We start from the raw sequence: 23,210 nt of genomic DNA, 5'->3' as shown, positions 1-23,210 counted from the left end.
GTAGCGCCCGGTAGCGTTATTGCCCGCAACTAGCATCCGTCCAGATTGTCACGCAGGGTGGTAAACGCCTGGTATTGGGTGAAGAAAATCTTGCCCGACAGCATGTCCAGAAAGCCGCTCTTCGACAGCGCGTCCATTACCGGTCCCTTCACTTCGGAGAGGTGGAAGCAGATCCCGGCCGCTCGCAGCTGCTCGTTGACAGACTCGAGCGTTTCCAACGCACTCCAGTCGATTTCATTGATCGCGCTGCACATCAGGATCACGTGTTTGACTTCCGGCGTCGCGGCGATGTCTCCGTAAATCCGCTCTTCCAAAAAGGCGGCATTGGAAAACATCAGACTCTCATCTACACGGATCGTCAGTATCTGCGGCAAGGTACGCACCTGATGACGCTGTGTATTGCGAAAATGCTCAGTGCCTTCCACCAGTCCGACTTCCGCAATATGCGGCTTGGAAGTCCGGTACAGGAACAGCACGATGGAAGCCAGCACCCCGCAGGACACCCCCATTTCCACCCCGAACAGCAGGGTCACAACAATCGTAATCAGTACTGCGAAGAAATCGCTGGGGGAGTAACGCCAGGTTTTTCGCAGGATGGAAAAATCCACCAACGACAGCACCGCCACAATGATCGTGGCCGCCAGTGTGGCCTTGGGCAGGTAATACAGAAACGGGGTGAGAAACATTGCCGCCAGAGCGATACCAATTGCGGTAAATACGCTAGCCAGTTGGGTCTCCGCGCCCGCATCAAAGTTCACTACGGAACGAGAGAAGCCACCAGTTACCGGGAAGCCACCGGACAACCCCGAGGCCATATTGGCTGCCCCCAGACCGATCAGTTCCTGGTTCATATCGATTTTCTGACGGCGTTTGGCTGCGAGGGTTTTACCCACTGAGATCGATTCCACATAACCGATGATGGAAATCATGATCGCAGGTACCAGCAACTGCTGCACCAGATCAAGAGAGAAATTCGGCCAGACGAGCTGCGGCAGGCCGCTGGGAATTTCCCCCACCAGCTTTACCCCCTTGCCTTCCAGGTCGAACCCGCTGGCGAGAAAGATAGTCGCAAGCACGCCAACCACTGGCGCGGCCTTCACAATTAAGCCCGCGGTATTTTTTGATAAAGACAGCTGCTGCAGAACACGCACTGCACTGCCCCGCGACCAGATCAGGAAGAGAACGACCCCTGCACCCAGTACCAGTGAATACACATTGATATGCCCGATACCGGCAAACATGGAGTATACAAGCTCGGGCAGATTATCCCCGTGCGCGGTGACGCCCATCAAATGCTTGAGCTGACTAAACGCAATCAGAATCCCGGAGGCGGTGATAAAGCCGGAAATCACCGGATGGGACAGAAAATTGGCGAGAAATCCGAGGCGCAGCACTCCAAGCAGGAACAAAAACAACCCAGATAGCAGCGCCAGCAACATCGCCGCCAACAGGTAGTCCGCTGTGTTCTGCGCCGCCACCTGGCCAAGTGCCGCTGCACTCATCAGCGAGGCGACAGCCACCGGTCCCACCGATAGTGTTCTGCTACTGCCAAACACTGCATAGGCCACCAGTGGCGCGATGCTAGCGTAGAGTCCGACTTCCGCAGGCAAGCCCGCCAGCAGTGCATAGGCCAGAGACTGCGGAATCAGCATGATGGTGACGATTACCGCTGCCAGCAGGTCCTTTTGCAGAGAGGACAGGGAGTAACCGGGCAACCAGCTGGCCGCGGGAATGAAGCGACTCAGGGCACGCCCCGAGCCGTTATTGGTAACATCTTTCACCGGCATGATTCCTCGGGCGGAAACGCCTTAATAGGTAACCAGTACACCACTGATATCGAAGCCCGCCTTATGCGCAGCCTGTTGCAGCAGCTTTTTGTCAGTGCCATTCAGGCAGCCAGCAGCGGCCCACAGGTTGCACGAGCGATTGCCGGTACGGCAGAAAGCGTGCACTTTTTTCCCGCTGCTCAACAGCTTGGCAAATTTCTCACTGTGCGCTGGCTGCATCTGACCACGGGAAAACGGGATGGCAACAAATGCCATTCCCGCAGCGGTAACCGCCTGCTCCAGTTCAGCAAAGGAAGGCTGCCCTTCCGCTTCCTGTTCCGGGCGGTTGCACACCACGACTTCCACTCCGGCCTTGGCCAGCGCCGCCATTTCCTCCATAGCCGGCTCTGCGGATACGGACACTTGTGCGTCCAGTTGTTTGCTATCCATCATTCGTTCACTCCGACAATCACAGTTTGTTGATGGGAACCTTGAGGTAAACGGTGCCGTTATCTTCCGCCGGTGGCATTTGCCCCGCGCGGATATTGACCTGGATCGATGGCAATATCAGCCTCGGCATTCCGAGGGTGGCATCCCGTTCACTGCGCATCTTCACGAACTCATCTTCGCTGACGCCATCGTGCAGATGGATGTTGCTGCGCTTCTGTGCGCCCACCGTGGTTTCATATTCGTGTTCGCGGGTGTCATTCGGTGGGTAGTCATGACACATGAACATACGGGTATCTTCTGGCAGCGATAACAGTTTCTGCACCGACTGATACAGGGCGCGGGCATCACCACCCGGGAAATCACAACGCGCGCTACCCACGTCCGGCAGGAACAGGGTATCGCCGACAAACAAGGCATCCCCGATCAGCCAGGCCATATCTGCCGGCGTGTGCCCCGGCACGTAAATCACCTTCCCCTCCAGCTCACCAATACGGAAGGTGTCACCATCGTGGAACAGGTGATCGAACTGAGAACCGTCAACCAGAAACTCTTTTTCCAGGTTGAATACATCGCGGAAGATGCCTTGCACCTGGCGAATATGGTCACCAATCGCGATCTTGCCGCCGAGCTGCTCACGGATAAACGGCGCTGCGGACAGATGGTCCGCATGCGCATGGGTTTCCAGGACCCACTCGACCTTCAGGTCATTTTCACGCACAAAAGCGACGATCTTCTCGGCGCCATCGGTACTGGTGCGCCCCGACGCCTGATCAAAGTCCAGCACCGCATCAATCACCGCGGCACTTCCGCCAATGCGGTCATAGATCACGTAACTCCAGGTCTCGGTCACCGGATCGAGAAAGGCTTGTACAAGCGGGCGAGTGTCTGTTGCGCTCATGGTTTGCTCCCGTCTAGCCATCGTAGAAAGCTCTATAGATGATTTAGGTCTAACATAATAACTTCTAGAAATATAACTTCCATTACTATACTTTTCAATATAATATTTTTTCTGAAACTGTTAGCCAGCAGCTATCAACCTCCAGATCAACCACAAAGGACAACCACCGGAATACCTCTATGCCGGATACCAGCGACTTCCAGCTCGACAAAATGCGTGCAGCCGCAGGGGAGGCCTCCCTTTTGCTTCGCTCCCTGGGAAACCAGGACCGATTGCTGTTGCTGTGCCAGTTGAGCCAGGAGGAGCTGTGTGTCAGCGACATTGAGGAGCGACTGGATATTCGTCAGCCGAGCCTCTCTCAACAGCTGGGAGTGCTGCGGCGAGAACGTCTGGTCACAACCCGAAAGGAAGGCAAGCGGGTCTACTACCAGGTAGCCGACCCGAAGGTTCTGGCCCTGCTACAAAATTTGTATCAACTGTATTGCGCGGAGTAACTCGCCACCATGAACATAGACTGGAACGCTTTTACCCCCCTGAGCGCCCTCGCCGGCGGGCTCCTTATCGGGCTCGCCAGCGCATGGCTGATCCTGATGAACGGCCGCATTGCCGGAATTTCCGGCATCCTGGGCGGCTTACTGAACAATGAGCGCGGCCATCGCGGCTGGCAATTCGCATTTATTCTGGGCCTACTGGCCGGCCCCGCCATCTGGGGCATCTTCCACGCCCTGCCTGCAATTGAGATCCGCGCCAGTTACCCGGCACTTATCGCTGCCGGTCTGCTGGTCGGCATCGGCACCCGCTACGCCGCTGGCTGCACCAGCGGTCACGGTGTCTGCGGACTTTCGCGATTGTCCCCCCGGTCACTGGCAGCCACCATGACCTTTATGTTTGGCGGATTCGCCACGGTTTACGTCGTTCGCCACCTGCTAGGAGCATGAAGCAATGAATAAAGTGACTATCTCCGCCTTCATTTCCGGGCTGATTTTCAGCTTCGGACTGCTGCTCTCTGGCATGGCCAATCCGGAAAAAGTACTTGGTTTTCTCGACCTGTTCGGCGCCTGGGACCCATCGCTGGCCCTGGTAATGGGCGGCGCCATCGCCGTGGGACTTCCCGCCTTTCTCATTGCCAGAAAGCGCGAGACGGCCGTTCTCGGAGGCAGTATCAACCTTCCCACCAAACGCGAGCTCGACAAGCGCCTGCTGCTCGGCAGTCTCGTATTCGGTATCGGCTGGGGACTGGCCGGCTTCTGCCCGGGGCCGGGTATTGTGGCAACCGGCGCCGCCGAAACCGGTGCACTGGTTTTCACATTGGCAATGGTGAGCGGCATGCTGATTTTTCGCTGGCTTGAAAATCGCAACACCGCCGCGAGCTGAGACCGCTACACAATCCGCCCAAAAGGTAACGCCACTGGCGGGGCCCGCGTTGTACCAGCTATCCTGTTGAGGTCTCCCCTGCCCCCGGCCTCAACAAGCACATGCAATGCGGGTTAAAAACTTCTTCCCCAACTGGCTGACAAGTTATCAGCGCCAGTGGCTGCCAGCAGATGTCACGGCAGCCCTGGTGTCCGGCATGCTCCTGGTGCCACAGGGTCTGGCCTACGCGCTGCTCGCAGGCCTCCCGCCCCACGTCGGCCTCTACGCGAGCCTGCTGCCATTGATAGCCTACGCTACCTTTGGCAGCAGCAGTGCCATGTCCGTGGGGCCCGCGGCAGTCCTGTCGTTAATGACCGTATCGGCCCTGTCTTCCGTGGCCGCCATTGGCAGTCCCGCTTACATTACCGGCGCAGTCATGCTCACATTACTAAGCGGTCTCTTCCTGTTCCTGATGGGGCTGTTCAAGCTGGGCGCTCTTTCCAACCTACTGAGTCATCCTGTGATCAGCGGCTTTGTCTCTGGCGCCGCTGCGTTGATCATCGTCGGACAGCTACCCTCGATCCTCGGAATCGAGGCAGAAGGTGATACGGCTTCGGTGAAACTGTTTCACGTGCTGGAGAACCTCCCGCAGGCGCACTTGCCAACCATGGCATTCGGTGTCGCCACCGCGGTCATACTGATTTTCAGCCGCCTGTGGCTACCCATGCTGCTGTTCCGGCTCGGCACACCAAAACAGATCGCACGTCTCGCCGCACGATTGATGCCCATGCTACTGGTGCTGTGCGCCATTGCCCTGGTGCATTGGCTCAAGCTTGGCGACAAACTCGCTATCGTCGGTGAAATTCCCGCGGGACTGCCGAAATTGTCGCTGCCCGATTTCCGCTGGGCCACGATCTATCAGCTATTGCTGCCGGCACTGATCATCGCACTGCTTGGCTTTGTAGAAAGCCATTCTATCGCCCAGGCGCTGGCAGCGCGGCGCGGCGAACGCCTCAATGCGGACGGCGAATTACTGGGACTGGGTGCAGCTAATATCACCAGCGCGCTTTCCGGCGGCCTTCCCGTGGCCGGGAGCTTTTCCCGCACCGCAGTCAACGCCGAGGCCGGGGCCAAGTCGCCGTTGGCCGGGGTACTGTCGGCCCTGCTGATGATCCCAATCCTGCTGTATCTAACCGGGCTGTTCAGCGAGCTGCCACTGACCGTGCTCGCAGCCATCATCATCGTCGCCGCCGCCAGCCTGTTCGATTTCAAAGGTTTCGTGCATAACTGGCGTTACGACAGAACCGACGGCATCGCCATGTTGTGTACTTTCGCCGGCGTTCTACTTTTTGGCGTGGAAGTGGGGATTGCACTGGGGATAGGACTTTCCTTTGCCACATTAATCTGGCGCAGCAGCCGCCCACATATTGCGGTGGTGGGACGCATGCCGGGCACCGAACACTTCCGTAATGTGGTGCGCTACGATGTGGAAACACAAAAGGAAATTCTGTTCCTGCGCATTGATGAGAGTCTGTTTTTCAGCAATATCAGCGCCGTGGAAGACCGATTGCTGAGCGAGCTTAAGCGCCACCCAGACACCCGTGAGCTGGTACTGATCCTGTCTTCTGTGAGCCGGATCGACGGTACCGCCCTGGAGCGCATGCAGCAGATCAACAAGGATCTCAGAAATCGCGATATCCGCCTGCACCTATCTGAAGTTAAAGGTCCAGTACTGGATCGCCTGAGCCGCTCCAAGCTACTGGAGCATCTTACGGGCCGGGTATTCCTCTCTTCTTATATCGCGGAACTGGCACTGCAGAAGGAGGTGGTGGACACACCGCCGTCCGCAGATACCGCTTAAAAAGACCTGTACCCTACGCCGCAATACTGGCAATATATCCAGTATTCATTCAGGTAGTGCAGAGTTTTCATGTCAGGTGACGAGTCCCATCTCACGGATGAGCAAAAGGCCATCGCCCACCACCCAGGCGGTCATGCAAAAATCATTGCGGTAGCCGGCTCCGGCAAAACCACTGCCCTGCTCCACTACATTAAAAACCGGCTGGGTACAGGTATTACCCCCCAGGACATGCTGGTACTGATGTACAACCGCAGCGCCAAAGAGGACTTCAGCCAGCGCCTCAGGGCCCTGTGTGGAAACCGGGTCCCCGCGGTGAATACCTTCCACAGTATCGGCTACCGCCTTTACCAGCGCATGATTGCCCGCGGACATCTGGCCCCGGCCAACCTCAGCCCGCTGCCGCAATCACTGGTACAGCTACAGATCTGGAAAGCGATTGAAGCCTGCGCACCACCCGACGAACTCGAAGATATCCGTGCACGCAAGCAATCGGAGACCGAGGCCGCAGAGTTTTTTATCGATTACACAAAGACCATTCTCACCGGTGACCTGAGCGCGTTTCAGCAACTCAAACTGGGTGACGAATATCTGTACTTCCTGAAGGTGTTCCGTCATTTCGAGGACTGGCGGCGGGAACAGAGTGCAGTCACCTATGCGGACCTCATTTACGACCCTGCGATTCTGTTTAGCATGCAACCGGAAATTGCCGAAGAGTACGGCAGCTGCTATCAGGACCTCCTGGTGGATGAGTACCAGGATATCAATGCGGTGCAGCACTACCTGCTGCGTGTCCTGTACGGGAAGTCAGGTAATGTGATTGCAATCGGCGATCCGGATCAGACCATTTACGAGTGGCGCGGGTCGCGGCCGGAATTTCTGTTGCGTCTGTTCGACGGGGACTTCCCTACCTCCAACACCTATCAGCTGAGCCGCACATTTCGCTACGGACACAGCCTGTCTCTGGCAGCCAACCACTTCATCCACAACAACCGCGAGCGCGCGGATGTTTTCTGCCTGTCCGGTAGACCCGATGCAGAGACTCAATTGCACCAGGTAAACACCGGCAACGAAGGCAAGTGGCTGGTGGATCATGTACGCCGCTGCCAAAAGCAGGGACTCCCCCTTGGCGAAATCGCCATACTGGTCCGCCTCTGGTCCCTGGCAGCCCCGCTGGAACTGGCACTGCTGGCAAACAACATCCCCTATCGCTCTGGCAATCGCAATACGGTACTCTCCCGCCGGGAGTTGCGCCCGCTATTCTGGAGCCTGAATATTGCCGCCGGTCGATTTGCCGAGCAGACGGCAAAGCGTCGCGCACAGGGTCTTTATGAATGGCTCACTGCCCCACACATTCGCATTGCCCGTGCGGTACTGGAACCTGTGTGTGAACGACTCGGCCAATACGGTAGCGGATGGGGGAAACAGTTACTGAAACTGATTCCCGAATCCCTAAGTCAGCCGCAAATCAAGCGTCTGCGCCAGCGCGCGGAGCTGTTACAGCAGGTGGAGAAATGGCGTGGCCACGGCGGTGAACTCGTGCGCCGCCAGCTGGGAGAACTGGATTACTTGAGCGGCATTGGCGACGATGCCTTCAATCGCCAGCAAGCGGAAGAAAAACAGCAGACCATCCTCGCATTTTCTCAGTACCTGGATCAGTTGCGCCTACCCCCGCGGGAAACCCTCGAACATCTGCAACAACTGCAACAACAGCATCGCAATCAGGACCAGTCTCCGGGCAAGGACGACGACAGCGGGACTGCTGACGCCATTCAGATCACCACCATGCACCAGGCCAAGGGACTGGAGTGGGATCAGGTAATCATCCCGGCACTGACCGTGCACAACATGCCCTACCAACCACAGCGTGACTTCTCCACGCCGGCTTCTACGGAGAGCGAACGTCGCCTGATGTACGTGGCGATGACCCGGGCGAAAAAGCAGTTATACCTGCTGACTCCGGCGCTGGAAGGGGATCAGGGCCAGGTAAAAAATACTGATTCAGACCAGAAGCCATCGCTGTTTCTGGATGAAATGCATCTGTCACTCAGCAACCTGCTGGGAGAAACTCTGCGAGCCCGTCCGGACAATATCACTACCCGGGTTCCGATAACCCGATTGGCACTGAGATACCTTGCGGCCTGCGATTACAATCCGGATATCAATGCGCCCCAGGCTACACAAAAAAAGCCGCAGCTGGGAGAGAGTATCCGCCATCAGAAACTGGGCTATGGACGGGTGATCAAGTGGGAAGATGAGCGGGTAGAAATTCTTTTCAGCGATCGCAAGGCGCGCCGCTTTGACTGGGAAAAGCTCAGCCAATTCCTGATGTGAGATTTGAAGGGTAAAAGGAAGTAGGCGCGCAGCCCTCCGGGCTGCGCTGGCCATACGGGGGAGAATTACTCTCCTCCCGAGCCCCGTGCAAACTGCTGGCTTACATCAAAAAACAGCGGATACTCTTCCCCTGACTCGGGGTCCCGTACCTGCATTTTGTCGTAGATTCCCTGCTTGTCATACACGATGGATTGGTCGAGCACCTGCAGCCCCTTCAAGCGCACGAAGCCGCGCAGTTCAGACGTGCTGATAGTGAGAAAAGCACTCTCCTGGGATTTCCCATCACCGCTGCTTTCAATGGAAGTCATCAGCCCTTCCACCATATAGCGATGCTGGTCCTCGCGCTCGAACTCACCCGCCTGCCCACTGCACACCACGCCAATCATGTGCGCTTCCAGACTCATGTAATTGGTTTTCAGCACCTTGTCGACGTTGTGCAGGCAATTGTCAAAATCCGCCTGTTCCACCGAGCTGTAGGCTTCAGGTAATCCTTCCAGTTTCATCCCGCCATAGGGATTATATTCCGGAGATTGCACGTAGGCCTTGCGCAGTCGGTCAAAGTCCAGCGTAAAACTCAGCTGATAAGCCTCTTGCAGAAGCTGCCGGTATTCACTCTGGTTTTGCTGGCGCAGCGCCCCATCGCCGCTCGCATCCCGGGTAGCGGTGCCGCTACAGGCGGCGAGTGCCGCGCACAAAGCTATTGCCAGCCCACGCGAGACGCTTCGGCGAAGGTTAAATTTAATTTCAGGACGGAGTATTGCCATTGCTTGCTTCCGTTGCCGGTTTGACCCGGATTCCAAATAAACTTTTCTGTTGGGCTTCCACCAACTGGGTTCGCGGGCGGAGAAAATCTCGCAGTTTTTCCCGCTCCCACATGGCATCCTGGTATCCCAACTCCATAAGCTCGCCCAGATAAGGCTGTTCAAACAGGAGATAACTTGCTGCAGAAGCACCACCACCGGAAGTTGTGGCACCGGTGGAGCGGAACAGCCAGCGCAACGCCGGTGGCAGGTAACGCACCTTGCGCCCGGCGATTCGATCCAGGCTCTGGCTCGGCTCGATCACAGCTGACTCCACTGCGCGCAATGGCGCCAGCTCCGGCAGTAGTTTTTCATCCACCGAATCCAGTAGCAGGTTCACCCTGTCGAGGTGCTCGAGATCGCCCTCAAGGCTGTCGATAAATGCCGCGTTGAACAGCTGGCCGCCAATTTGCGCCAGCGATGGGGAGTGCTTTGCCACGACACGCCGCTTCCCCCAGTGTACCGGCGAGCGGTTATCCGAGACACCCACCACAAATACCCGGCTAGCCCCCAGATGCAGCGCCGGACTGATCGGCGCCAACTGGCGCACGGCGCCATCGCCAAAATACTCGTCGCCGATTTTAACCGAGGGGAACAGTGTGGGGATGGCGGCAGACGCCATCAAATGCTCTACGTTAAGCTCGGTTCGCTCGCCGCATCGACGGAAACGCCGCCATTCTTTGAGGTCTTCACATCCCTGGAAAAAGCTGACCGATTCACCCTGGTTGTATGACATGGCGCTGACGCTGACCGCACGCAAACGACCCTCGTCAATATTGCGCTGGATATTGCCAAACGGCACCACCTCCGTAACCAGCTCTCGCAGCGGGAGATTATCCAGAAGAGCCAGGGGCTTGCGACGCGCCACACCGTGGTTAAAAAAAGATCGCGAGATGGTGAAGATATTTCCGAGCAGGCTGCTCAAGTTGCTGCGATAGATCTGATCGACGGTGAGACCGAGCCAAAGGTCGTAAAGACGCGTGACCGCTTCTTTGAAGGTACCCGGGTGCGTGGCCAGCACCAACGCGTTCACTGCACCCGCTGATGTACCACAGATGATTTTGAACGGATGCGGCTCCGAATCTGGCGTCAGTTCCGCCAGCGCTCTCAACACACCCACCTGGTAAGCCGCACGAGCGCCCCCGCCGGAAAGCACGAGTGCGCCGGCGTTGTGGGCTTGGGGAGGAGGCGGGGTATTCACCGACAAAGCTTGCTACCAGATCGACAAAACCAGGGATATTTTTTCTGATCTGCCCATATTTCGAGCGTCCTATCCCATAGAAAATTATTTTGGCTATAGAGCACTGTGGTTCAGCATAGCAGGCCACAGGCGCGCCTGACACCGAACGCATGGCAGGCTGCGTGCAACTTCACAATTTTGACCACAATTGCATTATCGGGTCATATCGACCACGTAACGTCCGATACCGTGGCCCCGATGCAAACGCGCGAGAAATTCCGGCGCCTGGTCGAGGGAGATATCCTCGGCAATTTTCTGCAGCTGCTCACCGATATACCAGTCTCGCGCGAGCTTTTCCCATGCATCGGCCTTCTTTGCCAGGGGCAGCTCCACACTGTCCACGCCCAACAGACTGATTCCGCGCAGGATAAAGGGAAACACATTGGCCTGGAACTGCGCACCCGACGCCATCCCACAAGCGGCAACGCCGCCACCATACTTCAGGCACTTGATGACGTTGAACAAGGTTTCTCCCCCCACCGAATCCACCGCCCAGGCCCACAATGGCTTGGCAATGGCCTTGTCCGCAAACGGCGCCAGGGTCTCCCGATCGAGCACCTTCCAGGCACCCAAACTGGTGAGGAATTCTGCCGATTCCAGCTTGCCGGTTACCGCCGCCACCTTGAAGCCAAGTTTCGCCAGCAGCGCCACTGCGATGGAGCCCACGCCACCGGTGGCGCCAGTGACCAACACTTCACCGTCCGCAGGTCGCGCGCCGGCTTCAAGCAGTTTCTCAACGCACAGTCCGGCGGTAAGTCCGGCGGTACCCAGAGTCATCGCCTCCCGCGCAGTCAGCCCCCCAGGCAGGCGCGTCACCCACTCGACAGGCGTGGTAATCCGCTCGGCAAGCCCCCCGGAAGTATTCATACCCAGGTCATAACCGGTCACCAAAACACTGTCGCCGGGCTCAAAGGTACCGCTTTTATCGGAGATCACAGTACCCGCCGCATCGATACCCGGCGTATGCGGGTACTCGCGGGTAACAGCCCGATTTCCAAATGCCGACAACGCATCTTTGTAATTCAAAGAGGAGTGGGTTACAGCTATAGCAACCGGGTAATCCGGCAGCTGGGAAATCGGGCGATCAACGATGACCTGATCGTATTTACCCGCTGCCACTTCCTCTACCAGCATCGCGCGAAAAGTTTTTTCAGACATAATTATTCCCTGAGCCGGTTCGTGCATAACAGTGCCGGTCTATCCGTGACCACACTCTACAAAGGTGCGGCCCCACTCCCAATATATTTTCTGAAAAGTTTCCGAAAGACGTCGCGAAATTTACTGCGCCTGATGACGCCAGGCAGCGAGACGGGAGAACAAACGAGACAGTGCGCCTTCGATTCCGGTCTGCGCGGCAAAACCGATTTTTTTGGCGATATTCTGCCGCTCTTTGTACTCAACCTGAAACAGATCCGAGTTCTGCGCCCGCGAGGTGAGATACTCATCCGACGTCTTTATCTCATCAATGAGTGCAAGATCCAGGGCGCGTTGACCGAACCATACTTCCCCGGTAGCCACCTTGCCGATATCCAACTGCGGACGATATTCCGACACAAAGTGCTGGAACAGAGTGTGGATCTCTTCCAGATCACTCTGGAACTTCTCTTTCCCTTCCGGGGTATTTTCCCCGAACATGGTCACTGTGCGCTTGTATTCACCGGCGGTAAACAACTCAAAATCTACGTCATTTCTCTGCAGCAGACGGTGAAAGTTGGGTAATTGCGCAACCACTCCGATCGAGCCGAGCATTGCGAAAGGTGCTGCCAGAATTCGATCCGCCACACAGGCCATCATGTAGCCGCCACTGGCCGCCACCTTATCCACGACGATGGTCAGCTTGACACCAGCACTGCGCACCCGCGCCAGCTGGCTGGCCGCAAGGCCGTAATTAGCGACCATGCCACCAGGGCTCTCCAGGCACACAACCACTTCATCGCCTTTTTCTGCGATCTGCAAAATAGCAGTAATTTCTTCGCGCAGGTTAGTCAGTGCACTGGCCTTGATATCGCCATCAAAATGCACCACAAACAGGCGCTTGCGGGCATCCGCCTGCGCTCCGGTTTCGACGACGGGCTCGTCCGCAGTAACACCACTTGTTTCTCCGCTGGCGCCGGCCTCTGCATCTGCCTCGGCCTGCTCCGCCACCTTGACCTCACGACTCTCGTCATGGCCCATTTTTTTCGCTTCATCCTTGCGCGCTTTGGCCGCCGCCTTCAGCTCTGCCTTGCGCTTTTTTGCGTTTGCCTTGGCTTCTGCTTTCTTGTCTTTTTCCTGCTGCTTTCTACGCTCACTGTAATCGGCATGGTCCATCACCGCTTCAAGCAAGGTTTCTTTCATTTCCTCGAAGCGGTCATTCAGACGGGTCACCGCAATGTGACCGGGCTGCCGGTCCTTGGTGTGCGCCCGGTTGGCGACGATGATTCCGATTACCACTAACAGGGCCACCACGATGGTAACCACCTTCGCCAGAAACAGGCCGTACTCACTCAGAAATTCCACTCAACCCCCAATTCCTATCGGTTCTCTCAACTGTTTGTCTGGCCCTACCGCCACTCATTCAATGCCGACCGTGCCTGCTGATTCAACGGTCGCGCAAGCAGTCCGGTATGACTGATCCGCACTTCGTAAACCGCGCCGTCCTCCATGGGCAGGAAAGTTGCACTGCCGTATACCGCATCCACGATCGGCAGCCGGTTATCCATACTGCGTAAGGTGCTCCACACATCCACCCCGTGACCACTTTCGTCTAGCGCGTATACCGAGCGCTCCTTACTGCGCTCATCCTGCAAGGTCAGATAGCGCCCACTCAGGCGATCGAGTCGGTACGCAGGTTCGATCCCCCAGCGCGCGAGTGCGCCTTTCCATTTCAACATCCTGGCATCCAGCTGCCACTGGTCTCCATAGAGTTCAAACTCCTTGGAAATACCGTCCTCATCGGCAAACTTCACCATGAAGTGCTGGTCGTCGAGACGCTCGAAAGAAACGGTGCCGACACTGTGCTCATCCGCCAGATTGCGATAGCTGTATACATCCAGCGCAACCAGCACGATCAGTAATGCCCCAGCTAACAGCAGCAGGCCGACAGACCCACGCAGGAAGCCCAGCAACCAGCTGCCTTTAAGCAGTACCTTGCCGCCCCAAAAAACCAGTAACAGAGCGACGAAGGCGATCAGAAATGTAATTGCGATATACATTCTCTTTTTCCTTGCCTAATGATTGTTCGGCCAAGAGCGGTAGCGCCCCTCACCCCTTTTGTTCAATAAACGTGCGAATCAATTGCCCCGAAAGGGTTTCTAGCGGAGGAATCGTTGCCGGGACTTCGTTGCGATGAAACCAGCGCGCCTCGGAGATTTCCTCCTGATCCGGGGCCAGCGTGCCGCCCACGGCTTCTGCCAGGAAACCGATCATCAGCTGCCCTGGAAATGGCCAGGACTGGCTCCCCACGTAACGCACACAACCGGTTTCAAGGCCGACCTCTTCACGCACTTCGCGCGCGAGCGCCTGTTCCGCGTTTTCTCCCGGCTCGATAAAACCTGCCAATGCCGTGTACAGTGCCTGCCGATGCCGGGCGTGCCGCGCCAGCAGGCACTCATCTCCCCGAGTCACCAGCATGATGACACAGGGCGAGATACGGGGGTACACCGCCAGCGCACAGTGGTCACACACCCGCGCGCGGTCTCGCGAGTGATACAGGGTAGGAAGGCCACAACGCCCGCAAAACTGGTGGTCCAAATCCCAGTTCACTATCTGCATGGCACGGCCGACCAGGAAAAACAGAGACTCTTCTACGACGCCCAGCAGGCTGCGCAGACTGCGCCACTCACAACCGGCAATCTCCACACGAATGGGCAGATAATGCACACCGCAGGTGTCACCACGCCACTCACCCAGATAGTGACTGGCGACCTTGTCTTTAACCGCAGGAGGAAACTGTACTGGAAGGGACGGGTGGAGAGGCCCCTGGGCCGAGCAAAGCACTTCGCCATTGGACACAACAATGTGCTGCTGAAATTCCGGGTGCGGCAATACACACCCGGCGGGACTAAATTCTGTCATAGAAAACTAAAGCTCACCGGATCACAGGCCCAAGACTGCACTATGGGCCTGAGTCAGGCAACCTCCACCGGATACCCGAGCGCCTCAAGGCTCTCGACAGCCAGATCCAGGGATTGCTTGTCCGCGTCACGATGGAGCTTCACTTCACCGAGATAGTATTCAAGGCTGATAATCGCATCGGCGAAAATTTCCAGCGACTGTTCAACAGCGGGTGCCACGTTTTTCTGATCGATCACCGCATCAACAAAATGCACCAGCCGTTCAACCACGGCGGCAGCTCGAGACAAACTCAGCACAACCATCCCACCGCGCACACTGTTGAGCGTGGTGGAGACATTGCGGATATGGCCGTGATCAAAGCCCGAATCTGCGTAAGAAGCTAACGCACGCTTGATCAAAGAGAGACCAGCTTCCGCTTCCTTAAGTACCGCGAGCTCCGCCTCCGCAAGTTGACTGCGCTCCAATGCGATATCCGCCTGCCCATTTTCGTCCAGCTCGATACTGGAGCTCTGGCGCAGGGCGCGAATAGTGCTGTCGACAGTCAGGATCTGATTAGTGAGTTGCTGCAGCGCATTATCCGCTGCACGCCCGCCCGCCAGAGCACAGCTCTGGTAAGCGTTGAGAGATCCGGCCAGATTTTCACCGATTCTACGGAAATTGAGCAGCACCAGGGTATTTGCTATTCGGCGCAGGGTTTCCACCATCCCCCCTTCACCGTCCAGGCCGGTAACGCCGATCATTTCGGCATCATCCAGCATACGTCGCACCCCGGAAAGTTCCTCATCCAGCGCATTGGCCACCGCCGCAATGGCAGTAGCCCCCGGGCCTCCCAGACTGGCGCGATCACGCTCCAGTTCAGGCTCACGGTACGGCAGGGGCTTCACACCAAATACCTGAAGCATCTTTTCACCCTGCCCGGCCAGCGCCAGCCAGTACAGACACTCTTTGACCAGCACCGGCGGCGCGGCCTGATCAAGTGCCGCATCGCCATCGCGGACGATATTGCGCAGGCGGCGGTCCAGCATGCTGAAGACCATGACCCGCTGACGGTTAACCAGCATTTCAGTGGCAGCCATGGCGGTGATCGCCCCAGCGGCCACCGTCCACAACTTGCCATTCGGCCGACCGGCGCAGACACTGGCGATACGCTGCAATGCACGGGCCATCATGGTGTAAGCCGGTCCGCGCGGCTTGCCCTTGAGCAATGCCAGCAGGCCGACCTGATACATGTGGCGGAAGCGTCGCACAAAGGTCTTTAAATCTTCCGACATCACCGCGGAAGAGACCGCCCCCGGCACGTTGGCATCCAGGCGGCAGCGCAAAAAATGACTTTCGGGAACCGGCGCCTGGGCGCGGGCCAGGCGCAGGTTATTGATATACGGAACCAGTAATTCCGGGCGCGGTGCGGCCCGGTTCTGGACAAAGTCCAGATAGCGGGTCAGCACATAAAATGCGGTACCAACCCCTTCCAATAATTCGAGGGGGGATTGCTGCCGATCCTGCAGCAGGTCGCCCATCGCCGTGAGCATCTCCTGGGCCAGCAGTTCCGCTGCGGTTAGCTGAACCATCTGCAGAACACCGGTCACTTGCCTCAGGCCCTGAATACATTTCTCAAGAGCCTGTTTATCCGTGTGATCAGATGCGAACTGATCAAGATAGCTAGTCGCTCCCTCGATACTCGTAACCAGCTCGTCTTTTACCAGGCTGACAGAAGTCAGATTGATCTCGCGCAATTCACTCATTGCCTACACCACTGCAATCGTCATTATATTATTCCTGCCCGGGGCCACTACCTTTCCTCCATATAGTGACTTTCCTTCCCTGCCCGCGCTCAGCGCCGGTTAACAATCGGGACAGAAAAGCAATTTATACCAAACCGCACGATAGTCTACCTTTAACCGCCGCATTTCCATCGAACAATCGACAAAACCGGGGCACAGGCCCGACAACCGGTAAAACCAATTGAATTTTTTACGGGAAATGGGTAGGTTTCGGAACGCCTCGTCTTCCCTAGTACGGGGCTCTCGGGGGAAATAAGGAAGTAGTAATAACTATGAACGCGCTCAACGACACAATGCCTAGGGTAGATGGCAGCATCGGCCGAGCATTTACCGAAAACTTTCTCGGTGAAGCACCCGATTGGTACAAACTTACCATTGCCGTATTTTTAATCATCAATCCTATCCTGCTATATGCAACCTCGCCGTTCATTACTGGCTGGGTATTGATTGGCGAATTTATATTTACACTCGCCATGGCACTCAAGTGCTATCCGTTGCAACCTGGTGGCCTGCTCGCGATTGAGGCAGTGTTACTGGGAATGACCAGCAGCGAATCGGTTTTCCGGGAAGTCACCGATAATATTCAGGTAATCCTGCTACTGATGTTTATGGTCGCAGGCATCTACTTCATGAAAAGCCTGCTGCTGTACGTGTTCACCAAGCTGCTGATCTCAGTGCGCTCCAAAACCACCCTGTCTCTGCTGTTTTGTGGAGTATCGGCTGTCCTGTCCGCATTCCTCGACGCACTCACGGTAACTGCGGTGCTGATCAGTGTCGCCGTTGGTTTTTACGCGGTGTACCACAAGGTAGCGTCCAACCGACAGACACATCCCGAACACGATCACTCAAAAGATGATGAAGTAGTCGAATACCACCGCTCCGATCTCGACCAATTTCGGGCATTTCTGCGTAGCCTGATCATGCATGGCGCTGTCGGCACAGCCCTGGGTGGCGTCTGCACCCTGGTGGGCGAACCGCAGAACCTGCTTATCGCAGAAAAAGCCGGCTGGGATTTCGTTCAATTTTTCGTCAATATGGCACCTGTCACCGTGCCTGCATTTGCGGCAGGCCTGATTACCTGCATTCTGCTGGAAAAAACTGGCATTTGCGGTTACGGAGCCAAACTGCCCGACGCAGTGCGCGGCGTGCTCGCTCACTTCGCTAGCGAGCAAGAAGAAAAACGCACCCAGCGCGATGTTGTCGAGCTGTGGGTTCAGGGAATCGTCGCGGTACTGCTGGTACTGTCCCTCGCTTTCCATGTGGCCGAGGTAGGCATTATCGGCCTGATGGTTATTGTTTTACTGACATCCTTTAACGGTGTCATCCAGGAAGCGCGTATTGGCCACGCATTCGAAGAGGCCCTGCCCTTTACCGCACTTCTGGTGGTGTTTTTTGCGATCGTTGCGGTTATTCACGAGCAACACCTGTTCGAGCCGGTCACCCACTTTGTTCTCAGCCTAGAGCCAGAGCAACAGCCGGGCATGCTATTCCTGGCCAACGGCCTCTTGTCGATGATCAGTGACAACGTGTTTGTTGCTACCGTCTACATCAACGAAGTCAAAACCGCGCTTGCGGCTGGCGATATTACCCGCGAGCACTTCGATAAGCTGGCAATCGCCATCAATACCGGCACCAACCTGCCGAGCGTCGCCACACCAAATGGACAGGCCGCATTCCTGTTCCTGCTCACTTCCGCCCTGGCTCCGCTGATCCGCCTGTCCTACGGGAAGATGGTCATCATGGCCCTGCCGTACACCATCGTACTCACCGCCGTCGCGTTGTTCTGTGTGGTTACAGCACTCTGAAGCCACCAAGCACATCTGATTGTTACCATTAAAAAAGGGGCCAGTAGGCCCCTTTTTTAATACACGTTGTAATGCCCAGTGTCATCGAGGGCACTCCGATTTAGTGGATTACCAGAAGTGCTTACCCGCCGCTTTTTCGAGCAACGCCAGAAAATCTCCATGGGCCTGCTCCTCTTCCACACTGGCCCGCACTACAGACAGGGGCGCACGATCCGCACTCAAGCGGCGAATTGTACCCGCTTCCATCTGCTGATTTTCCTCGTCACCGCCCTCTTCCGAGCCACTGCCAGAGCCCGCGAGCATCAGGTCGGTCTGACCGCCGGTCATCAACAGGTAGACGTCGGCAAGGATCTCCGCATCGAGCAGTGCGCCGTGCAGGTCGCGCTGGGAGTTGTCGACAAAATACCGCTTGCACAGGGCATCCAGGTTGTTTTTTTGCCCCGGGTGCTTTTCCCGCGCCAGGGTCAGTGTATCCAATACACCACAATGGGCGGCAACGCTCTGCCAACGCGGGTTGCCGAGACGCCTCAGTTCCGCATCGATAAAGCCAACATCGAAAGGCGCGTTATGGATAACCAGCTCTGCGCCGTCGCAGAACGTCATGAACTCATCGGCGACCTGGGAAAAAATCGGCTTGTCGACGAGAAACTCGTTGGTGATCCCGTGTACTTCAATTGCGCCGTCATCGACTTCGCGTTCAGGATTGATGTACTGATGGTAGTGCTTGCCGGTAAGTTTCCGATTGATGAGCTCGACACAGCCGACCTCAATAATGCGATGCCCTGACTTGGGGTCAAGACCGGTGGTTTCTGTATCGAGTACGATCTGACGCATGGATTTATTCCCCCAGCTCATCAATGCCGCGGTTCGCCAGTGCGTCCGCGCGCTCGTTTCCCGGATTTCCCGCATGCCCCTTCACCCAGTGCCACTGCACTTCGTGATTGGTGATCGCAGCATCCAGGGCCTGCCAGAGATCGGCATTCTTCACCGGTTTCTTATTCGCAGTTTTCCAACCATTGCGCTTCCAGTTGTGAATCCATCCGGTGATTCCCTGCCGCACATATTGTGAATCGGTATGCAGGTCCACATGGCAGCGCTGATTGAGGGCATCCAGGGCCTTGATGGCGGCCATCAACTCCATGCGGTTATTGGTGGTCAGGGATTCGCCTCCACACAGCTCTTTTTCGGCATCGCCACTCATCAGCAATGCTCCCCAACCGCCCGGGCCGGGGTTTCCCCGACAGGCGCCATCGGTGTAAATCGTAACTTGTTTCAAGTCAGGCTCTTGTAATTAGAATCAGGTTCAGTGGCAGCCACGAGAGGCTAATTGGTCAAATCTGGAGCTGGTGACAACCACTAGCGTTTGTGGTGACGCCCTCTGGCAGCAACCCGCGGGCTGCTCGGCACCGCACCGAGCGCAGGCTTTTTTTCGCCGTGCCAATTGAGTTTGATGGCGCGCATCCGGGCCACCTCTTTGCGCGCGACTATGATGTAAAAGCCCCCCAAGGGCAAGTGCCAACGGGTGCCCATCCGCTCCATCCATACAGTTCGCGCCAACAGGTCCGCATGCTGCAACGGCAACCGGAAAAAGCCACGCTCTACCGGGCCAGCCTGCAAATCTAGCAGGTTCATCCAGTCCGCCACACGGGCCGCACGCAACTGGTTCCCCTTCTGGTAAGGAGAGGAGGAACGAAATATTCGGGAAAGCCCCAACAGGGAAAACGGGTTGAAGCCGATCAGAACCATGTGTCCGCCAGGAATCAGCACCCTCGCCGCTTCCCGCAACACCTGGTGGGGCTGCGGGGAAAAATCCAGCATGTGATGCAGAACCGCAACATCGATAGATTCTGACGGCAATGGCAACTGCTCGAACTCTACCAGCGCAGCACCGCCGCGCTCGGCACAGGGGCTCAGCTGGAACCGGTGGTTTATCCGGCTGCACGCCGCAAAGTCCACCTGCCGGGCCACACTAGCCTGCATCAAGTGATAACCAAACAGCCCCTCAACCAACGGCTGAGCGAGAGCCAGCTGCTGGGTCAGAATCTCCTGTCCGAGACTGCTTTCAAACCAGTCACCCAGCTCGGCACAGGTCTGCGCCAGCGGAAGCATCTGCTCCGCCCCGCGATTAAACAGGGGTCTGCGCCCCGGCTCCCTATCCATCTGCAGCTCCTAAGCCTGTCCCCAAATCTCTAAATAGCGCCAGTTCCGGAATCCCGCGCCCCAGGTAAGGATACGCGGTCTGACCTGCCGTGATCAGCGGGTCAACCGACCCAGCGCCCTGTGTTAAGGTTGCCCACATACTGAGTTTGAACACACTAGGTTAGCGGGGAGAACCAATGATCACAATCCGCCCAATACCGGCATTCAATGACAACTATATCTGGCATTTGCAGGCGGGCAACGAACATTGGGTCGTCGATCCGGGCGATGCCGCTCCGGTCAAAAAGGCACTGGAAGGAGCGAAGCTCAGTGGGATACTGCTCACTCACCACCACTTCGACCACACCGGCGGCGTAGCCTCTCTTGTAAAAGAGTTTGACTGCCCGGTCTTTGGCCCTGGGACTATTGACGGTGTAACCCACCCCCTGGCAGACGGAGACCAGTTTACGCTTCTACAGAGAGACTGTGAGGTTTTTGCCGTTCCTGGCCACACCCTGGATCATATCGCCCTGGCGCTTCACGCTTCCGACGGGATCCACCTGTTCTGCGGAGACACCCTGTTTGCCGCAGGCTGTGGCCGACTGTTCGAGGGCACACCGGCGCAAATGCACGAATCGCTGACCAAGCTTGCCTCACTGCCGGAAGACACAAAGGTCTATTGCGCCCACGAGTACACGCTGGCGAACCTGCAGTTTGCCAGTGCCGCCGAGCCAGGCAATGGCGATATTACAGCACGCCTGGAATCGGACCGAGCCACCCGCGACCGCGATCAGCCGACTCTACCGAGCAGTATCGGCCTGGAGCTCGCCACCAACCCATTCCTGCGCACCGGGTCGCCGGAGATTCGCGCCCAGGCCGCGGCGCATGGCACCACCCCCGACGCATCTGCTGTCGAAATATTCGCCACTTTACGCCACTGGAAGGACAATTTTTGAGCAATCTGCATTGACCGGAACCAACCACTCTCTTTAGAATCAGACAATTACAAATCAAAGCTCAAGCGTATTACTAGATAATTGAGGCGTCAGCGCCGACATGCACAGAGCGGACAAATAACAAGAGACTGCGGACACCAGAATGGTTTATAAAAAATTTGCTGTTGCGATACTGGCTGCAGCAGTGGGGGCCTGTGCACAAATTGACTCAGCGCCACAGACCGCGACTGCGGTACAGACGCCCGATACCGATGTCGACGCCACAGAGGCGAACGCCGTCAGTCAGAACATTCTGGCCGTATCTGAGCCCACCCTGCCCCCCAAGGACATCTGGCAGCGGCTGCGCCGAGGATTCACCCTGGACCGGGAACTCGAGCAGCCGAAAGTTAAAGATTACGTCAGCTACTTTTCCTCGAACCAGGGCTACATGTCCCGGGTCACCGAACGCTCCCGTCGCTATATCTTCCACGTAGCGGAGCAGCTGGAGCAGGCCAATGTCCCAATGGAATTCGCCCTGCTACCCATTGTGGAAAGCGCCTACGACCCCTTTGCCTACTCCCATGCCCAGGCTTCTGGCATGTGGCAATTTATCCCCGCTACCGGCCGCTCTTTCGGACTGCACCAGAACTGGTGGTACGACGGTCGTCGCGATGTGGTGGAATCCACCCGCGCAGCGACAGAATATTTCAACTATCTGTCAGCCAAATTTGACGGCGACTGGCTACTGGTGCTCGCCGCTTACAATGCTGGGGAAGGTACCGTGAGACGCGCTATCGAGCGCAACCAACGGGCAGGCAAAGGTACCAGTTTCTGGGACCTCAAGCTGCCCAGAGAGACACGCCGCTACGTACCTCAGCTGCTGGCACTGGCGGAAGTGGTCGCACGCCCGGATCACTATCGTGTGCCCCTGCATGATGTGGGCAATGCGCCCTACTACACCGCAGTGAACGTGGGCAGCCAGATAGACCTCGCTCAGGCTGCAGAGCTCGCCGGAGTGGAGATAGAAGAACTTTACCTACTAAACCCCGGCTACAATCGCTGGGCTACCGACCCCAACGGCAGCCACCGCCTGCTGATCCCCAGCAGCAAAAGCGCGCGCTTTGTCGAGGCGCTGGAAAAACTGCCCGCAGATCAGCGGGTGAGCTGGCAACGCTACAAGGTCGCCAGGGGAGACTCCCTCTCGGTTATCGCCCGCCGCTATGAAACCACAGTGGCAGCTATCCAACAGACCAACAAACTGCGCGGCAGCGGTATTCGCGCCGGTCAGACCCTGTTGATTCCCAGCGCATCGGGCCCCAGCGCTCAGTACGCCTACTCAATTGACCAGCGGGTACAAAAACGCCAGTCATCCGGCAAGGGCAACAAGTCCAATTACACCGTGCGTCCTGGAGACACCCTGTGGGGCATTGCCCGCTCCCTCGATGTGAAGGTGCGCGAGCTGGCAAGCTGGAACAATATGGCACCCGGCGACACCCTGCGCCCCGGGCGTAAACTGGTAGCCTACTCGTCCGCGGGCAACAGCAGCGGCAATCGCACCACGCGCAAAGTTTCCTATCGCGTACGCAGCGGGGATTCCCTGTACCGGATAGCACGCAAATTCCGCATTGATATCGGCGATATCGTGCGCTGGAACAAGATCAGCAAAGGCAGCTACCTGCAGCCGGGCCAGCGACTGACCCTGTTTGTAGACAGTGCCGCAAACGGCTGACCACAAGAAGTCAGAGCGGATCGTTTAGCGGGGCCAAAAAACCCAGGCACAAAAAAACCGGCGCAT

General features: G+C 57.0%; 21 protein-coding genes. 8 read left to right on the top strand and 13 right to left on the bottom strand.

From position 1 onward, the window contains the following. Positions 1-29 precede the first annotated feature (29 nt). The 3 genes from B4U49_RS08310 to B4U49_RS08300 are packed head-to-tail and all read right to left on the bottom strand — an operon-like array spanning position 30 to position 3,114. The gene (locus B4U49_RS08310) at positions 30-1,781 is read right to left on the bottom strand and encodes a SulP family inorganic anion transporter (protein ID WP_239692521.1); all 1,752 of its coding nucleotides are present in this window, start codon (positions 1,779-1,781) and stop codon (positions 30-32) included. 27 nt (positions 1,782-1,808) lie between these two features. Beyond that, the gene (locus tag B4U49_RS08305) at positions 1,809-2,219 is read right to left on the bottom strand and encodes a protein tyrosine phosphatase family protein (protein ID WP_239692520.1); all 411 of its coding nucleotides are present in this window, start codon (positions 2,217-2,219) and stop codon (positions 1,809-1,811) included. Between the two features lie 16 nt (positions 2,220-2,235). Continuing rightward, a complete protein-coding gene (locus B4U49_RS08300) occupies positions 2,236-3,114 on the bottom strand; it encodes an MBL fold metallo-hydrolase (RefSeq protein ID WP_078084113.1) in 879 nt (292 codons plus the stop codon). Positions 3,115-3,293: 179 nt separating this feature from the next. On the opposite strand from B4U49_RS08300, the gene B4U49_RS08295 reads away from it, so the two are divergent. The 5 genes from B4U49_RS08295 to B4U49_RS08275 all read left to right on the top strand — a co-directional run bounded on the left by B4U49_RS08295 (position 3,294) and on the right by B4U49_RS08275 (position 8,659). Further along, positions 3,294-3,608 carry an ArsR/SmtB family transcription factor gene (locus tag B4U49_RS08295; RefSeq protein WP_078084112.1) on the top strand — a complete coding sequence of 105 codons (315 nt, stop codon included), beginning with the start codon at positions 3,294-3,296 and terminating at the stop codon, positions 3,606-3,608. A 9-nt stretch (positions 3,609-3,617) separates the two neighbouring features. Further along, entirely contained in the window at positions 3,618-4,052 is a 435-nt protein-coding gene (locus tag B4U49_RS08290; RefSeq protein ID WP_078084111.1) for a YeeE/YedE family protein, read from the top strand. A 4-nt stretch (positions 4,053-4,056) separates the two neighbouring features. Continuing rightward, positions 4,057-4,488, top strand: a complete 432-nt coding sequence (locus tag B4U49_RS08285) for a DUF6691 family protein (protein WP_078084110.1) — start codon at positions 4,057-4,059, stop codon at positions 4,486-4,488. Between the two features lie 106 nt (positions 4,489-4,594). Continuing rightward, on the top strand, positions 4,595-6,328 hold the full coding sequence (locus B4U49_RS08280) for a SulP family inorganic anion transporter (protein WP_078084109.1): 1,734 nt from the start codon (positions 4,595-4,597) through the stop codon (positions 6,326-6,328). A gap of 69 nt (positions 6,329-6,397) precedes the next feature. Next, a complete protein-coding gene (locus tag B4U49_RS08275) occupies positions 6,398-8,659 on the top strand; it encodes an ATP-dependent helicase (RefSeq protein ID WP_078084108.1) in 2,262 nt (753 codons plus the stop codon). A 65-nt stretch (positions 8,660-8,724) separates the two neighbouring features. On the opposite strand, the gene B4U49_RS08270 is transcribed toward B4U49_RS08275, so the two are convergent. The 7 genes from B4U49_RS08270 to B4U49_RS08240 form a co-directional block, all read right to left on the bottom strand. After that, a complete protein-coding gene (locus B4U49_RS08270) occupies positions 8,725-9,354 on the bottom strand; it encodes a DUF4919 domain-containing protein (protein ID WP_158078583.1) in 630 nt (209 codons plus the stop codon). 49 nt (positions 9,355-9,403) lie between these two features. Beyond that, entirely contained in the window at positions 9,404-10,660 is a 1,257-nt protein-coding gene (locus tag B4U49_RS08265) for a patatin-like phospholipase family protein (RefSeq protein WP_078084106.1), read from the bottom strand. A gap of 192 nt (positions 10,661-10,852) precedes the next feature. Further along, on the bottom strand, positions 10,853-11,857 hold the full coding sequence (locus B4U49_RS08260; protein WP_143735593.1) for a YhdH/YhfP family quinone oxidoreductase: 1,005 nt from the start codon (positions 11,855-11,857) through the stop codon (positions 10,853-10,855). Positions 11,858-11,977: 120 nt separating this feature from the next. Further along, positions 11,978-13,198 carry a protease SohB gene (gene sohB / locus B4U49_RS08255; protein ID WP_078084104.1) on the bottom strand — a complete coding sequence of 407 codons (1,221 nt, stop codon included), beginning with the start codon at positions 13,196-13,198 and terminating at the stop codon, positions 11,978-11,980. A 44-nt stretch (positions 13,199-13,242) separates the two neighbouring features. Continuing rightward, positions 13,243-13,893: a cation/multidrug efflux pump gene (locus B4U49_RS08250; protein WP_078084103.1), complete on the bottom strand. Its 651-nt coding sequence runs from the start codon at positions 13,891-13,893 to the stop codon at positions 13,243-13,245. A 49-nt stretch (positions 13,894-13,942) separates the two neighbouring features. Further along, on the bottom strand, positions 13,943-14,755 hold the full coding sequence (nudC, locus tag B4U49_RS08245) for an NAD(+) diphosphatase (RefSeq protein ID WP_078084102.1): 813 nt from the start codon (positions 14,753-14,755) through the stop codon (positions 13,943-13,945). A 53-nt stretch (positions 14,756-14,808) separates the two neighbouring features. Then, the gene (locus tag B4U49_RS08240; protein WP_078084101.1) at positions 14,809-16,497 is read right to left on the bottom strand and encodes a FimL-related protein; all 1,689 of its coding nucleotides are present in this window, start codon (positions 16,495-16,497) and stop codon (positions 14,809-14,811) included. 311 nt (positions 16,498-16,808) lie between these two features. Here B4U49_RS08240 and nhaB point away from each other — a divergent pair, with 311 nt between their 5' ends. Continuing rightward, on the top strand, positions 16,809-18,341 hold the full coding sequence (gene nhaB / locus B4U49_RS08235) for a sodium/proton antiporter NhaB (protein WP_078084100.1): 1,533 nt from the start codon (positions 16,809-16,811) through the stop codon (positions 18,339-18,341). A gap of 108 nt (positions 18,342-18,449) precedes the next feature. Here the strand turns inward: nhaB and dnaQ are convergent, their stop codons facing one another. The 3 genes from dnaQ to B4U49_RS08220 form a co-directional block, all read right to left on the bottom strand. Continuing rightward, the gene (dnaQ, locus tag B4U49_RS08230; RefSeq protein ID WP_078084120.1) at positions 18,450-19,175 is read right to left on the bottom strand and encodes a DNA polymerase III subunit epsilon; all 726 of its coding nucleotides are present in this window, start codon (positions 19,173-19,175) and stop codon (positions 18,450-18,452) included. A gap of 4 nt (positions 19,176-19,179) precedes the next feature. Next, the gene (gene rnhA, locus B4U49_RS08225; RefSeq protein ID WP_078084099.1) at positions 19,180-19,617 is read right to left on the bottom strand and encodes a ribonuclease HI; all 438 of its coding nucleotides are present in this window, start codon (positions 19,615-19,617) and stop codon (positions 19,180-19,182) included. Positions 19,618-19,697: 80 nt separating this feature from the next. Beyond that, complete coding sequence (locus B4U49_RS08220) at positions 19,698-20,501, bottom strand: class I SAM-dependent methyltransferase (RefSeq protein ID WP_078084098.1); 804 nt, start codon at positions 20,499-20,501, stop codon at positions 19,698-19,700. 176 nt (positions 20,502-20,677) lie between these two features. Between B4U49_RS08220 and gloB the strand changes: the two genes are divergently transcribed. Together gloB and B4U49_RS08210 are read left to right on the top strand one after the other, a co-directional pair. After that, the gene (gene gloB / locus B4U49_RS08215) at positions 20,678-21,436 is read left to right on the top strand and encodes a hydroxyacylglutathione hydrolase (protein WP_078084097.1); all 759 of its coding nucleotides are present in this window, start codon (positions 20,678-20,680) and stop codon (positions 21,434-21,436) included. A gap of 142 nt (positions 21,437-21,578) precedes the next feature. After that, entirely contained in the window at positions 21,579-23,144 is a 1,566-nt protein-coding gene (locus B4U49_RS08210) for a LysM peptidoglycan-binding domain-containing protein (protein ID WP_078084096.1), read from the top strand. Positions 23,145-23,210 lie beyond the last annotated feature (66 nt).

This window comes from Microbulbifer mangrovi (assembly GCF_002009015.1).
Taxonomy (GTDB): domain Bacteria; phylum Pseudomonadota; class Gammaproteobacteria; order Pseudomonadales; family Cellvibrionaceae; genus Microbulbifer; species Microbulbifer mangrovi.
This window is presented reverse-complemented; position numbering and strand designations above follow the sequence as displayed.